We start from the raw sequence: 13786 nt of genomic DNA, 5'->3' as shown, positions 1-13786 counted from the left end.
CGTGGCCCTTCATCTCTACGACACCGCGACCAGGGACGTACGGGAGTTCCATCCCGCGCGTAGCGGAACGGCGTCCATGTACGTCTGCGGGGCCACCGTGCAGGGCGTCCCGCACATCGGGCACGTCCGTGGCGCGCTGAACTACGACGTCCTGCGCCGCTGGCTCGTCCACAACGGACTGGACGTGCTGCTGGTCCGCAACGTCACCGACATCGACGACAAGATTCTCACCAAGGCCGCCGACGCGGGCAGGCCCTGGTGGGAGTGGGCGGCGACGCACGAGCGTGCGTTCGAGGACGCCTTCACCGTGCTGGGCTGCCTGCCGCCGTCGATCTCGCCGCGCGCCACCGGCCACGTCACCCAGATGATCGAGCTCATCCAGCGGCTCATCGACCGGGACGCCGCGTACGTCTCCGGCGGCGACGTCTACTTCTCCGTGACGTCCCTGCCCGACTACGGCAGGTTGTCCGGCCAGCGCCCCGACGAGGTGCAGCAGGGTGAGACGGCCGCCGACGGCAAGCGCGACCCGCGCGATTTCACGCTGTGGAAAGCCGCCAAGCCCGGGGAACCGTCGTGGCCGACCCCGTGGGGCGACGGCAGGCCCGGTTGGCACCTCGAGTGCTCTGCCATGGCCACGACCTACCTGGGCTCGGAGTTCGACATCCACGGCGGCGGTGTCGACCTCGTCTTCCCGCACCACGAGAACGAGCGCGCCCAATCGCACGCGGCGGGTGACGGCTTCGCGCGGTACTGGCTGCACAACGCATGGGTGACGCTCTCGGGCGAGAAGATGTCGAAGTCGCTCGGCAACATCGTGGCGATCCCCGAGATGCTGCGGAAGTGCAGGCCGGTCGAGCTGCGGTACTACCTGATCCAGCCGCACTACCGCTCGACGATCGAGTACTCCGACGAGGCGCTGGCCGAGGCGGCGCAGGGGTACCGCCGCGTGGAACAGTTCCTGCGCCGCGTCGGCGGCGAGGTGCGCCTCGGCGAGGTCCCGGCGGAGTTCGGTGCGGCGCTCGACGACGACCTCGGCACGCCCCAGGCGTTCGCGGTGCTGCACAACACCGTGCGCGACGGCAACACGGCGCTGGACGCGGGCGACGAGACGAAGGCCCGCGAGTTCGCCGAGTCGGTGCGGGCGATGGTCCACGTGCTCGGCCTGGACCCGCTGTCGGAGCAGTGGCAGGACGCGGCGAGCCACAGCGGCGAGGCCCGCGCGCTGAGCACGCTCGTCGACGCGCTGCTCTCCGAACGCATGCGGGCCAGGGCCGAGAAGGACTTCACGCGCGCGGACGCCATCCGTGACCAGCTGACCGCCGCGGGCATCGCGGTGGAGGACACCCCAAATGGTCCATCGTGGACAGTGAGGGATTGAGGACATGGCCGGTAACTCCCGCCGCCGCGGCGCGGTCCGTAAAGAGGGCACCAAGAAGGGCCCGGTCGTCGGTTCCGGCGGCAACCGCCGCAAGGGGCTCGAAGGCAAGGGGCCGACGCCGAAGGGCGAGAACCGCCCCGGACACCCGAAACAGAAGAAGGCCGCTCAGCAGGCCAAGCGCGAGGACAACCGTCAGCGCGCGCAGAAGAAGGCCGCCGACAGCCCGGAGATCATCGCGGGTCGCAATCCGGTGGTCGAATCGCTGCGCGCCGACGTCCCGGCGACCGCGCTGTACGTCGCGCTGAACATCGACGCCGACGACCGTGTCAAGGAGGCCGTGCAGCTCGCGGCCGACAAGGGGATCTCGATTCTCGAGGTGCCGCGCGACGAGCTGGACCGCAAGACCGGCGGCGCCGTGCACCAGGGAATCGGCCTGCAGGTGCCGCCGTTCGAGTACGCGCACCCCGACGACCTGCTCGCCGCCGCCCGCGACGCGGGTGATCCGCCGCTGATCGTCGCGCTCGACGGCGTGACCGACCCGCGCAACCTCGGCGCCGTGATCCGCTCGGCGGCCGCGTTCGGTGCACACGGCGTGCTGCTCCCCCAGCGGCGCAGCGCGGGCATGACGGCCGTGGCGTGGCGGACCAGTGCAGGCACCGCGGCCAAGCTTCCGGTGGCGGTGGCCACGAACCTGACGCGGCAACTGCAGGCGTGGGCGTCGGAAGGCGTGATGATCGCCGGGCTCGACGCGGACGCCACGCTCGACATCGACGGTCTGGACGTCGCCACCGAGCCGCTGGTGATCGTCCTCGGCTCCGAGGGACGGGGACTGTCCCGGTTGGTGCGTGAGAACTGCGACGTCACCGTGTCGATCCCCATGTCGCCCGAGGTCGAATCACTCAACGCCTCGGTGGCCGCGGCCGTCCTGATGGCCGAGGTCGCCCGGCGCCGCCGGACCGCCGGCCGCGTCTGACGGGCCCGCCCCTCCGGCGCCGACGCGCCGTGCCGGGTGGGCGGCCCGGCACTGTCGTCGACTGTGAAGGACGACTCGGGAACGTGCCGGTATCGGCCGTGCCCGGCGCCCCGCTGAGCTAGGGTCACTTCGGATCAGCCGAGGGGGCCCACCGGATGTCGTTCGTTTCGCCACTGTTCCTGTGGTACTTCCTGCCCGCGATGCTCGTCGCGGTGCTGGTGTGCCCACGGGCGTGGCGCAACGGCATCATCGCCGTCGGCAGCCTCATCTTCTACGCGACCGGCGCGGGCGCGTTCACGCTGCTGCTCATCGCCTGCATGATCGTGAACTTCCTGGCCGGTCCCGCCCTCGAACCGGACGACTGGGGACTGGGCGGCAGCTCACGCCGGCGCAGGCTGCTGATCGGCGTCATCGCGTTCGACCTGTCGATCCTGCTGGTGTGGAAGTACGCCGGGTTCGCCACGGAGCAGGTCGCATGGTTCGCGCAGCTGTTCGGTGGGGACTTCCCCGTCGCCGAGCTGGCCCTGCCGATCGGCATCTCGTTCTTCACCTTCCACCACATCTCGTACGTGGTCGACATCTACCGCGGCGAGCGGCGCGCGCTACGCAACCCGGTGTCGTTCGGTACGTACATCGCGATGTTCCCGCAGCTCGCGGCCGGGCCGATCGTGCGGTACCACGAGATCGCCGACCAGCTGCCGCAACATCGCCAGCATCGGCTCGACGACATCGCCGCCGGGTTCCCGCGGTTCGCGCTGGGCCTGTGCAAGAAGGCCGTCATCGCCGACTCGCTGGCCCCGTTCGTCGCCGCGTGCTTCTCCACCCCGGCCGACGAGATGACGTTCGCCATCGCCTGGCTCGGTGCGATCGCGTTCACGCTGCAGCTGTTCTTCGACTTCTCCGGCTACTCCGACATGGCCATCGGACTGGGCCGGATGCTCGGCTTCCGCCTTCCGGAGAACTTCGCCCGCCCGTACTCGGCGGTGACGATCACGGAGTTCTGGCGGCGGTGGCACATGTCCCTGTCGCGCTGGTTCCGCGACTACGTCTACATCCCCCTCGGTGGCAATCGTTCGGGCGGGCACAAGACGTACCGCAACCTGTGGATCGTGTTCGTGCTGACGGGGTTCTGGCACGGCGCGGCGTGGACGTACGTGATCTGGGGCGTGTACCACGGTGCGCTGCTCGTTCTGGAACGCGCGACGGGCGGGGCGCGCACGCCCGCCTCGACAGGCCCGCGGATCGCGCGGCGCGCGCTGACGCTCGTGCTGGTGATCATCGGCTGGGTGTTCTTCCGGGCGCCCGACCTGGGGCAGGCACTCTCGATGATCGGACACATGTTCGCGCCGGACTTCGACGGCCTGACCGACGTCGCCGCCTCCGCGCTGACGAACCAGCGCCTGGTCTTGCTGCTGCTGGCTGCGGGGGTGTTCGTGCTGCCCGCGACGCCGGTGATGGGGCCGCTGCTCGAATCGGCACGCACGAAGCCCGCGAACGCCCTGCGCGTCGGCATCATGACCGTCGGCATCGCCTACGCGACGATCCTCGTCGCCACGGGCACCTTCAGCCCCTTCTTGTACTACCAGTTCTGAGGACGAGGACCCGTGTTGCGGGTTCCGGGGCCCATGTTGCGGATTCCAGGGCCCGTGTTGCGGCCTCCGGGGCCCGTGTTGCGGATTCCAGGGCGCGTGTTGCAGGTTCCGGGGGGGGCAGTTCCGGGGCCCGTGTTGCGGGCTACACGTGGTCCGGTATCCGTTTCAGAATGCGATGGACGGTCAGCCACGTACGTGTCGTGATGTCCTTGCCGAACCGCCGTTCCAGCCAGGCCATGAAGTCCGGCGACGACGAGGCGGTGTTGTCCGAGACGGCCAGGACCGCACGCGCGTCGGGGTCGTAACCGACCATGCGCACCGCCAGTCCGCCCGGTTCGGGCAACGGCTCGGGCACCGGTTCGAGTGGCTCCTTCAGGAACGTCGCCGTCAGGTACGTCTCGCGAGCGTGCTGCAGCTCGCCGAACGGCTCCGTGCCGACGAGGGCCGCCAGTTCGCTGCGGCTGCGCACGATGGTTCCGCCGCCGATGCCCAACTCGTCCCGCAGGGCGCCCCTGATCCGACTCTCGAGCGCCGTCGTGTCGGTCGGTTCCGCAGCGAACACGATGTTTCCACTCGACAGCACCGAAGCCACGCCGGTGAACCCGAGATCGTCGAACACCCCACGCAACTTCTCGTTACGCATGTTCGGATTTCCAGGGGTGATTCCCCGCAGCAGCGCGCAGTACCACGTCGACGTCACACCGCCACTCTAAGCCGACCCCCGACGCCGGCGGCGCATGAATAGGCAACGCTCGCAGCGAGACGATGTCATGATCACGTCAGGGGCAGTCCGAAACGCGAGGACACCGAGGCGTCCTGCGAGCCGCGGTAGACGCTGCGATCCACGTACTCGGCGACCGGCTCGCCGCGGCGTACGCCCTCGGCAGCCTTGCCCACGCGGATTCTCACCACTCGTCAGTGATGTCGATGTAGCACTGATCGCGCCCGTTGGTGCCACATATTCGCCGGGCGAGATCGAGCAGATCAAACACGCGACCAAGGCGCGTTGTCCGAACGAATTGACTGATCGACTTTCCGTGTTCTGGGCCGATTGGAACGGCGTCGGTCAACAACCCCAAGCCGTACGAGCGCCTTCCGACAATCGACCGACTGGCCCTGATCGAATCAGGCCGGCCACTTCACGGTACCGGCGCACGCAGTCCGTCCGTGCGATCCACGACGAGCGAACTCGTGGTCGAGGGTTCGCGGTTCGCGGTCTCCGAGCTCGACGACGACTACCTTGCCACGCTGCATAATCCTGTGGAGCTGGCTGACCAGGCATCCGTGCGACGACCAAGACCGATTTCTTCCCGCCGCGGTTCCTGTGCGCCCTCGCGACCGTCCAGATCGGACACAACGGCGACGCCCGTCTCGTGGCACCGCAAGACAGCCACGGCGCCCGGGCTTGCCACCGCAGCGTTCGACCGGCGAGGCGAGGAAATCCGCAACACCACGGAGGCCGCTGACCTGACACATTTCCGCCCCGGGTTCAGGAAACGCGCAAGCGATGCACGGCAAATATTGTCCGACGTCGACTTGGCGCCGCCGGTTTCATTCTTATTCACACGCCAGCGGCCGCAACCTGCGACACCATCCCATCAAGCGCAGCCGCGCGTCAGCGCGTCGATGAGGGGTGGCGGTCGGGCGACGGGTGGGAGCAACACGGCCCCCGGAAAGCGCAACACGGCCCCTGGGAAACGCAACACGGGCCCCGGGATGCGCAACACGGGCGCTACTGCGCGGTGGTGCGGTCCTCGGGCAGCAACGCCAACTGCTCCGCGTGGAAGGCGTCGCGGCGCGGCGGCGGCAGCCACGCCTCGGGGCGGGTCGCGCGGTGTTTGCCCAGGTCGGCAAGGCTGATGGGCACGGAGAAGTCCACACCGTACGCCTTGGGATCGGTCACCCTCGCCAGGCTCAGCCCCTCGGCCGCGACACCGATGCCGATCACCGCGACGTAGCTGTCGTCGAGGTCGCCGGTGAAGCCGGTCCAGCCGCCCGCGAACTCCCAGATTCGCGCGCGCACCGACATCCCGTCGACGCGCCAGGTCACGCGTTTCCACTTCTCATACCGCCGCGCGTGCTGTTCCGCGTGGGCGAGCAACGATTCGATCAGCCCGTCCGGCCGCGGCACGCTGCTGTCCGGCAACGTGAGGTTGACCAGTCCGAACGCGGCGCCGAACGCCACTTCGGCCAGGGGGTCGCCGCCACTGGGGCACATGGCGCGTTCGTACCGCAGCCGAGGCATACTGCCGATGCGCAAACCTCGTTCGGTGTCGGCCAGCCGCTGGCCGAGCCACAACGCCCACGGCGACTGGCCGGCCTCGCCGAGTTCGGCGACGACGCCGGCGTCGGCATCCGGCGCGGCGGGGCCACCACTTCCGCCTTCGAAGAAGTCGACCCAGCGGGGGCCGGGTATCCGCGGGTGCAGGCCGTACACCGGGAAGTCGACCGGTACCGGGCGTGGTTCCCGAGCCGCGCCGTCGAGACCTCCGGGGCCGTCGGCGGCGACGTCGGCATCATCGTCGGCGACCTCGACGTCCACCGACACGCCCTCGACGTCCACCGCATCGGCCTGCGCCGCCGGTTCGGCGGCCGCCGACGCTGCTCCGTCGTGGACGGTGTCGGTCGCCGCCGACTCGCCTGCCCCGGTCGCGACCGCCTCGGCGGCCGCCTCCGGAGCGGCGTGCTGGTCGGCACCGGCCGTCGCGTCGTCCGCGGCGGTCTGCAACGTGTCAGGCGTTCTCGTACTCACGGCGTGGACCTTGAACCCGTTCCGTCCGTATTGACAGCACCGCTGTGATCTTCGCCGGTGCATGACGACCGGCAACGTCCGGTCGACGCGGCGTACTGTAGCCGCCACGTACCGGCGTCACCGGTGAGTCTCGCACGCATCACGCCGAGGATGCCTCTTTGCCATGGCCGTCGGCCTTCGCGGAGGCGGGCTTCGGAGTCGTCTGCGCAGGGCCGGACGCGCCCGCGGAGTCGCGTGCCGACTGCTCACCGCCGGACTCGTCCGACGCCGACGTGGCCGCCTCCGCGGAACCGGCCCCCGGTTCGGCACTCCCGGACGCTGCCGCCGACTCCGAACTCGTCGCTGCGGCCCCGACCTGCGGTTTCGGTGTCTTCTGCGAGGCGTTCGAACCGGAGATGCCCGCTCCCGAGTCCTTCGATTCGGCAGCCGTGGACGCGGCATCCTTGGATCCGGAGTCCGTCGGTCCGGCCTCCGGAGAACCGGCGGACTTGCCGGCGCCGGCAGGCCGGGCGGCGTCGGCACCGTCCGACCCGGACGTCGCCCGATCGAGTGGTTCCGGCGCCGAGCCGAGCTTGTCGAGCGCCTCGCTGAGCGCGGCGTTGCTCGCGGTCATGCGGTCGGCGACGGTGCGGCGCAGCTCCAGCACCTGGGCGTGCTTGTCGGTCGCGTCGGCGAGCCGGGTCTCGGCCTCGGAGATCATGGCGTCGGCGCGGCTCTTCGCGTCGTCGGTGAGCTCCTTGGCGGCCTTCTCCGCCGCCGCCTTCGCCGCGGCGATCTCGTCGGCCGACTTCTTCTCCGCCGCGGTGATCTTGTCCTGCGAGGCCTTCTCGGCATCGCTGCGCCGCTTCGTCGCCTGTTCGTCGAGGCGACCGCGTTCGCGCTCGGCCTCCTCGGCGAGACGCTGCGCCTCCGCGCGTGCCTCCTCGCGGGTCTTCTCCGCGTACGAGTCGGCGGCCGACCTGGTCGCGTCGGCCTCCTCCTCGGCCTTCTTGCGGAGCTCGTCGATCTCCTCCTCGGCGAGCGTCATCATCGTCTTGACGCGCTCGCTCATGGCTGCGGGCCCCGTGGGCTCCTCGGCCATCCGGGTGAGCGCTGCCTTGGTCTCGACGAGCTCCTGCTGGGCGTGCCCGAGCGCCTTGGTCAGGTCCGCGACCGACGCCGTGGCGTCGTCCCGACTGCGCGAGGTCTGTTCCAGCTTGGAGTTCAGCTTCTTGATGTGGTCGTCGACCTGCACCTGGTCGTAACCGCGGAACACGGTCGTGAAGGCGCCGGATCTGGGGGAATTCGGGGTGACGTCGGCTTCGGCCATCCGGCAACTTTAATGAGTCGGTAGTCCGAAGCCCATACCTCGTGTCACAACCCGTCGCGATACTGTTCTGCGGCGTGACCGGTTGAGGGGGAAGGAGACCGCGACGTGGACATCGACGCGATCGTCGCCGATATCTCGCAGCACTGGCCGCTGTACACGGCCATTCCCTTCGTCGCGGCACTGATCGGCTACGTCACCAAGCGCGTGGCGATCGAAATGATGTTCCGGCCGATCGAATGGAAGGGCATCAAAGGCACGTTCCTCGGCTGGCAGGGCGTCGTCCCGCAGCACGGTGGCCGCATGGCCGCGATCGCCACCGAACTGCTGACGAAGAACCTCCTCGACATCAAGGACGTCTTCGCGCGGATCGACCCGGACCGCATCACCGAGGAGATCGAGCAACCGCTGCTGCGCACCGTCGACGACGTCGCGCGCGAGGTGCTCACCGAGAACCATCCGCGAGTGTGGGAGCGGCTTCCCACCGTCGCGCAGGACCTGGTCATCAAGCAGATCCAAGCGCAGACGCCGCAGCTCGTGCGGCAGCTGATGCTGGAGATGCGCGAGAACGTCGACGACTTCCTCGACGTCAAGGAAATGACGGTCCGGCGACTCACCGGCGACAAGAAGCTGCTGGTGAAGCTGATCCGCGAGACGTCACGTCCCGAGATGGCGTTCATCGCGCGCTCGGGCATCTACTTCGGTTTCGCGCTCGGCATCGTGCAGGCGGTCGTGTGGGCCGTGACGAAGAACCCGCTGGTCATGCCGGTCTTCGGCGCCGCGGTCGGCCTGTTCACCGACTGGTTGGCGATCAAGCTGATCTTCGTGCCGCGCGAACCGGTCCACGTGACGCGCAAGCTGTACTTCCAGGGCAAGTTCCAGCGCAGGAAGGCAGAGGTCGCGCAGCAGTACGGCGAGATCATCGCCCGTGACGTGCTGACGGTGCCGAACCTGATGGACTCCATCCTGCGCGGCCCGCGCTCCGACCGGCTGATGGCGATGATCTCCCGGGTCGTCGCGGAAGCGGTCGACGAACAGGCGGGCAACGCGCGGCCGCTGGTGACGGCCACGCTCGGCACGAAGCGACTCGATGAGATGAAGCGCTCGGCGGCCGACAAGGCGATCGCGCGCGTGCCCGAGACGGTCCAGCACGCCGAGGGTTACCTGACCGAGGCGATGGCCGTCGCACGGCTCGTCGAGGACCGGATGAACAAGCTGACGCCCGTGGAGTACGAGGGACTGCTGCGGCCGGCCTTCCGCCAGGACGAATGGAAGCTCGTCGTCGTCGGCGGCCTGATCGGCGGCATCGTCGGCGAGCTCCAGGTCCTGGTCATGCTGCACTAGGTCCGCTCACCGCCGGTCTGTCCGCCGGTATCGGCCACCGGATGAGACGCGGGCCGATACCGTGTCCGGGTGACCGACACCTCCCGGAAGCTGCCGCCCGTGCACGAGGCGTGGCTGCCGCGTGAGCACTCGCTGCACCGGCCACGTCACGGCAGCCGCCAGGTCACGGCCCTCGTGTGCGCGGCCGTCTTCTTCGCCGCGCCCGCGCTGGGGTGGGTGTTCGGTGGCAGGCCGAGCGAGATCGAGAACCGTGAACTCGCGAGCTTCCCCAGTCCCGCCGACGGGTGGGGTTTCTTCACGGGCATGTCGCAGTGGGCGACCGATCACCTCGTCTTCCGCGAAGGTGCCATCGAAGCCGCCGACGGCATCAGCCACGGGCTCTTCGGCGAGCCCGCACCGATGGGGCCCGCCGAGGGATCCGGTCCGATCCCGGGTGTGCCGGACGGACCTGAGGGCAATGGGAACGGCGACGGGAACGGCGACGGCGGCGGGGCCCGGGACGAACAGCAGCAGAGCGCCGGCTACACCGAGGTCATCGAGGGCTCCGACGGCTGGCTGTACTACGGCGACGACGTCAAGGGGAAGTGCTTCCCGCAGCGTCCGCTCACGGAGACGTTCGAGCGGCTCGACCGGATCCGCCACGCCGTCGAGGCCTCGGGGCGCCGGTTCCTGCTCACCATCGCGCCGGACAAGACGACGATGGTGCCGCAGCACCTTCCCGACAACTACGCGGGCAAGGAGTGCTCGGCGAAGACGACGGAGCGGTTCTGGGAACTGGCCGCCCAGCAGCGGAGTTTCCTCGACGTCCGCCCCTCACTCGAGGCCGCCGAGCGGCAGTTGGGTCATCCGCCGTACTTCGCCAACGACACGCACTGGACCGACGACGGCGCCGTGATGCTGACCCGCGACGTCGCCGAGAAGCTCCAGCCCGGAGTCACCGACACGTGGCGCAGCCCCGGCGTGGGGTGGTCGACGGCGAACGGCGACCTCGCGTCGATGCTGGGCCGCACCGAGCCGAAGACGTCGGTGCGCTACGAGCTGATGCCCGACGGCGAGACCGACCGCACACAGGACACGCTGCGCAAGTTCGACGGCCCGGAGCGCTACGACGCCGACGCGGGCAAGGACATCGAGGGCACGATCGGCGCGCCGACGGCGCTGATCGGCGACTCGTTCACGTTCGCCTCGTCGCGGTATCTGCCCGCCGCGTTCGCCGACCTCACGTTGCTGAGCTACCCGCACCTCGGTAAGCACAAGGACGCGACGATCGACACGTTCGTCCGCTCCGAGATCGTCGTGGTGCAGACCGTCGAACGGTCCGTGGCCGAAGGCGACCTGCCGCTGCTCGACGAAGGGTTCCTCACGATGGTCGAACGGCGGCTCGCGGCGAATCCGATCCGCTGAGGTCGCGGAGCGAACGCTGCCTGCCGCGCAGGTAGGCGATGACGCGGCACACCAGGTAGATCGTGAACGAGATCGCCGTGACGAAGAAGCTCACGGGCGCGCCCGGTGCGAGCGAGAGCACGATGCCGCCCAGCGCCGCGGCCTCGGCGAACACGACGGCCAGCACGGTCGCGCGCCAGGGACTCGACGTCACCCGGGCGGCCGCCGCGGCAGGCGTGACCATCAACGCCACGACCAGCAGCGCCCCGACGATCTGCACGCCCAGGGCCGTCGCGACGCCCACCAGCACCGCGAACAACGGCGACAGCCACCGCACCGGCACCCCGCGGGCCACCGCCACGGCCGGGTCGACGGTCGCGAACAGCAGGGGACGGTAGATCACCGCGAGCACGATCAGCACGACGACCGCCGAGCCGACGAGCAGTTCGAGGTCCTGCTGCTCGATCGCGACGATCTGCCCCACGAGGATGCCGAACTTGTTGCTGGAACGGCCGTCGTAGAACCAGAGCAGCAGCACGCCGAGACCAAGTCCGAACGAGAGGATCACGCCGATCACCGAGTCGCGTTCGGACTCCCGGCCGCCCAGCAGGCCGAGCAACAGGGCTGCGATGACCGCCCCCGCCAGCGCCCCGTAGCTGACGCCGATACCCAGGAGCAACGCGGCGGCGGCGCCGGTGAACGCCAGCTCGGCGGTGCCGTGCACGGCGAACGACATCCGGCGCATCACGATCAACGGTCCGAGTGCGCCCGCGACCAGACCGAGCACCGCCGCAGCGCCGAGCGCCATCAGCACGAAGTCGAGCTGCAGCAGGCGCGCGGTCAGCTCGACGTCGAACAGCTTGTCCATCAGCGGGCCTTCATCCGGGGATCGTCGGTACGGGTCGAAGTGGGGGTCGCCAGGTCACACGGGCTCAGTGTGGTCGTGTTCGTGATGATGCACGGTGTCCTCGCACAGCGCGCTCTGCGCACCGGCGACGTGGATCTGCCCGCCGACCCGCACCACCTCCACCGGGGCGCCGTACAGCTCGGTGAGCGTCTCCGACGTCATCACCTCGGAAGGGGTGCCGATGAGGAAGCGACCGCCGACCAGGTACAGCACGCGGTCCACGTGCGGCAGCACGGGGTTGATCTCGTGGGTCACGAACAGCACCGCGGTGCCGGTCTCGCGCCTGCGCCGTTCGATGAGCTCGGTGACGGTGCGCTGGTGCGTCAGGTCCAGCGAGGCCAGCGGTTCGTCGCACAGCAGCAGGTCGGGTTCGCCGATCAGGGCCTGCGCCACGCGGAGCCGCTGTTGTTCACCACCGGAGAGGACACCGACCGGCGACGAGGCGTACGACGTCGCGCCGACCGATTCGACCGCCTCGTCGACCTTGCGCCTGCGGGCACGCATGCCGCGCAGGCCGGTGCCCCAGCGGTCGCCGTCGAGGCCCAGCCCGACGAGGTCGCGGCCGCGCAGCGTCAGCTGCTGGTCCATGGCCCGTTGCTGGGGGACGTAGCCGACGCGGTGGTTTCCCTTCCCCGGCGCCGTGCCCGCGACGCGGACCGTGCCCGCGCTGAGCGCCTGCAGCCCGAGCAGGACCTTGAGCAGGGTGGTCTTGCCGGAGCCGTTGGGCCCGAGCACGGCGACGAACTCCCCCGGCTCGACGCGCAGGTCGAGGCCGGACCACAGGGTGCGGTCGCCGAACGCCAGCGCCGCGCCCTCCATCTCGACCGCGCCGGTTCCGCTCGCCGCTTCGCCCGTGCCCGTGGTGCTCACTGACCCAATGCTCCCGCCAACTTCTCGACCTGGCCGGTCATCCATGCAATGTAGTCGTCCTGGCCTTCCGGCAGCGTCTCGGTCATGTCGACCACCGGCACGTTCGCGTTTCCGGCCGCGCCCGTGAGCTTCTCGGTGACGGCCGTGACCGTCTGCGGGTTGTTGATCACCGCGTCGATGTCGCCGCCGTCGACCAGCTTCGTCACCCGCTGCTGCGCGGCCACCGGCACGTCGGTCTGGTTCTCGATGGCCCGCGTGTAGTCCTTCGGCGTGACGTCCTCGAGGCCCGCGTCGGCGAGCAGGTAGTGCGCCACCGGCGCGGTCGCCAGCACCCGGCCGTCGGGGACGTCGGCGATCTTCTGCTCGAGCCCGTCGAGGCGCTTCTTGAACTCGGCCGCGTTGTCGGTGAAGGCCTGCTTCTGCTCCGGAGCGATCTTCGCCAACTCGGCTGCGACCTTGTCGGCCACCTCACCGACGACCTCGGGGTCGTACCAGACGTGCTCGTTGTCGCCGTCGGCGTGGCTGTGCCCCTCGTGCCCCTCGCCGCCGTGAGCGTCCTCAGTGGAGTGATCGTCGTGACCGTCGCCCTGCTGGGCACGCAGGCCCTCGCTGCCGTGGTCCCCGTGGTCGTGACCCTCGTGCTCGTCGCCGCTCTCGCCGTGCTCGCCGTGGTCGACGCCCGGTGCGCCGGTCTCGCCACTGCCGCCGCTGCCGCCACCGTGGTCGTGGGAGTGGCCGCCGCCGTCGTCCGGGACGGCCACGACGAAGCGCTTGCTCGTGGTCTGCTCCACGAGCTGGGTGAAGAAGTCGTCGTAACCGCCGCCGTTGTAGACGAGCAGGTCGCCGTCCTGGACGTCGGCGGCGTCCTCGGCGGTGGCCTCGTAGGAGTGCGGGTCCGACGACGGGTCGTCGATGAGGGAGTTGACCTCCACGCGGTCGCCGCCGACGGCCTCGACCACCGAGCCCCAGACGTTGGTGGAGGCCACGACCGTGATCCCGGAGTCGTCACCGGAACCGTCGTCGGAGCCGCTGCACGCCGTCGCCGCCACGAGCGCCGCCGCCATGGGCACCGCCGTGAATACCCGCGCCTTGTTCATCGTCCACCACCCTGCCTGTGCCCGGAACCCGCTCCGGGAGCGCCGCCTGTCACGGTCAGTATAGATAATGGGAACCGTTCCCAACTGGGCGGCCACTGAAATCGGTGACGAAACCCCGACGGGGCGACCGACCGGTCGACGTTGCGTCACCGACCCTGCATCGCCGGTGATCACATCGGCGCCC

At 69.7% G+C, this 13786-nt stretch carries 12 protein-coding genes; 5 read left to right on the top strand and 7 right to left on the bottom strand.

The window, feature by feature from the left end; translation table 11 throughout:
* Position 1 precedes the first annotated feature (1 nt).
* The 3 genes from cysS (at position 2) to FHS23_RS06110 (ending at position 3943) form a co-directional block, all read left to right on the top strand.
* On the top strand, positions 2-1378 hold the full coding sequence (cysS, locus tag FHS23_RS06120; RefSeq protein ID WP_183649086.1) for a cysteine--tRNA ligase: 1377 nt from the start codon (positions 2-4) through the stop codon (positions 1376-1378).
* A 4-nt stretch (positions 1379-1382) separates the two neighbouring features.
* Positions 1383-2351 (top strand): 23S rRNA (guanosine(2251)-2'-O)-methyltransferase RlmB, encoded by a 969-nt coding sequence (gene rlmB / locus FHS23_RS06115; protein ID WP_183649083.1) that lies wholly within the window; start codon positions 1383-1385, stop codon positions 2349-2351.
* 155 nt (positions 2352-2506) lie between these two features.
* A complete protein-coding gene (locus tag FHS23_RS06110) occupies positions 2507-3943 on the top strand; it encodes an MBOAT family O-acyltransferase (protein ID WP_183649080.1) in 1437 nt (478 codons plus the stop codon).
* Between the two features lie 142 nt (positions 3944-4085).
* Here FHS23_RS06110 and FHS23_RS06105 read toward each other — a convergent pair whose 3' ends face one another.
* The 4 genes from FHS23_RS06105 to FHS23_RS06095 form a co-directional block, all read right to left on the bottom strand.
* On the bottom strand, positions 4086-4643 hold the full coding sequence (locus FHS23_RS06105) for a DUF1697 domain-containing protein (protein WP_221218966.1): 558 nt from the start codon (positions 4641-4643) through the stop codon (positions 4086-4088).
* A gap of 74 nt (positions 4644-4717) precedes the next feature.
* Positions 4718-4840, bottom strand: coding sequence for a hypothetical protein (locus tag FHS23_RS23510; RefSeq protein ID WP_281372349.1), 123 nt, complete (start codon positions 4838-4840; stop codon positions 4718-4720).
* Positions 4841-5675: 835 nt separating this feature from the next.
* Positions 5676-6695 carry a hypothetical protein gene (locus FHS23_RS06100; protein ID WP_343053674.1) on the bottom strand — a complete coding sequence of 340 codons (1020 nt, stop codon included), beginning with the start codon at positions 6693-6695 and terminating at the stop codon, positions 5676-5678.
* Positions 6696-6834: 139 nt separating this feature from the next.
* A complete protein-coding gene (locus FHS23_RS06095; protein WP_183649078.1) occupies positions 6835-8004 on the bottom strand; it encodes a cell division protein DivIVA in 1170 nt (389 codons plus the stop codon).
* Between the two features lie 111 nt (positions 8005-8115).
* On the opposite strand from FHS23_RS06095, the gene FHS23_RS06090 reads away from it, so the two are divergent.
* Positions 8116-9345 (top strand): DUF445 domain-containing protein, encoded by a 1230-nt coding sequence (locus FHS23_RS06090; protein WP_183650987.1) that lies wholly within the window; start codon positions 8116-8118, stop codon positions 9343-9345.
* Between the two features lie 69 nt (positions 9346-9414).
* On the top strand, positions 9415-10749 hold the full coding sequence (locus FHS23_RS06085) for an alginate O-acetyltransferase AlgX-related protein (RefSeq protein ID WP_183649075.1): 1335 nt from the start codon (positions 9415-9417) through the stop codon (positions 10747-10749).
* Here FHS23_RS06085 and FHS23_RS06080 read toward each other — a convergent pair.
* Genes FHS23_RS06080 through FHS23_RS06070 form a run of 3 tightly spaced genes read right to left on the bottom strand, consistent with a single transcriptional unit; the run spans position 10706 to position 13602 of the window.
* The gene (locus FHS23_RS06080) at positions 10706-11596 is read right to left on the bottom strand and encodes a metal ABC transporter permease (protein ID WP_183649072.1); all 891 of its coding nucleotides are present in this window, start codon (positions 11594-11596) and stop codon (positions 10706-10708) included. The two genes, FHS23_RS06085 and FHS23_RS06080, sit on opposite strands and share 44 nt — an antisense overlap.
* Before the next feature lie 54 nt (positions 11597-11650).
* Positions 11651-12454, bottom strand: a complete 804-nt coding sequence (locus FHS23_RS06075; protein WP_246381746.1) for a metal ABC transporter ATP-binding protein — start codon at positions 12452-12454, stop codon at positions 11651-11653.
* 47 nt (positions 12455-12501) lie between these two features.
* Positions 12502-13602, bottom strand: coding sequence for a metal ABC transporter solute-binding protein, Zn/Mn family (locus FHS23_RS06070; protein ID WP_183649066.1), 1101 nt, complete (start codon positions 13600-13602; stop codon positions 12502-12504).
* Between the last annotated feature and the right edge of the window lie 184 nt (positions 13603-13786).

This window comes from Prauserella isguenensis (assembly GCF_014191605.1).
GTDB classification, from domain to species: domain Bacteria; phylum Actinomycetota; class Actinomycetes; order Mycobacteriales; family Pseudonocardiaceae; genus Prauserella; species Prauserella isguenensis.
The sequence above is the reverse complement of the archived record's forward strand: the minus strand, read 5'-3'. Positions and strand labels throughout refer to the sequence as shown.

What these genes read in the sequence shown, in the direction of transcription:
- rlmB (WP_183649083.1), top strand. Translation starts at nt 1,383, where the DNA reads ATGGCCGGTAACTCCCGCCGCCGCGGCGCGGTCCGTAAAGAGGGCACC.
- FHS23_RS06110 (WP_183649080.1), top strand. Translation starts at nt 2,507, where the DNA reads ATGTCGTTCGTTTCGCCACTGTTCCTGTGGTACTTCCTGCCCGCGATG.
- FHS23_RS06095 (WP_183649078.1), bottom strand. Translation starts at nt 8,004, where the DNA reads ATGGCCGAAGCCGACGTCACCCCGAATTCCCCCAGATCCGGCGCCTTC.
- FHS23_RS06080 (WP_183649072.1), bottom strand. Translation starts at nt 11,596, where the DNA reads ATGGACAAGCTGTTCGACGTCGAGCTGACCGCGCGCCTGCTGCAGCTC.
- FHS23_RS06075 (WP_246381746.1), bottom strand. Translation starts at nt 12,454, where the DNA reads ATGGAGGGCGCGGCGCTGGCGTTCGGCGACCGCACCCTGTGGTCCGGC.
- FHS23_RS06070 (WP_183649066.1), bottom strand. Translation starts at nt 13,602, where the DNA reads ATGAACAAGGCGCGGGTATTCACGGCGGTGCCCATGGCGGCGGCGCTC.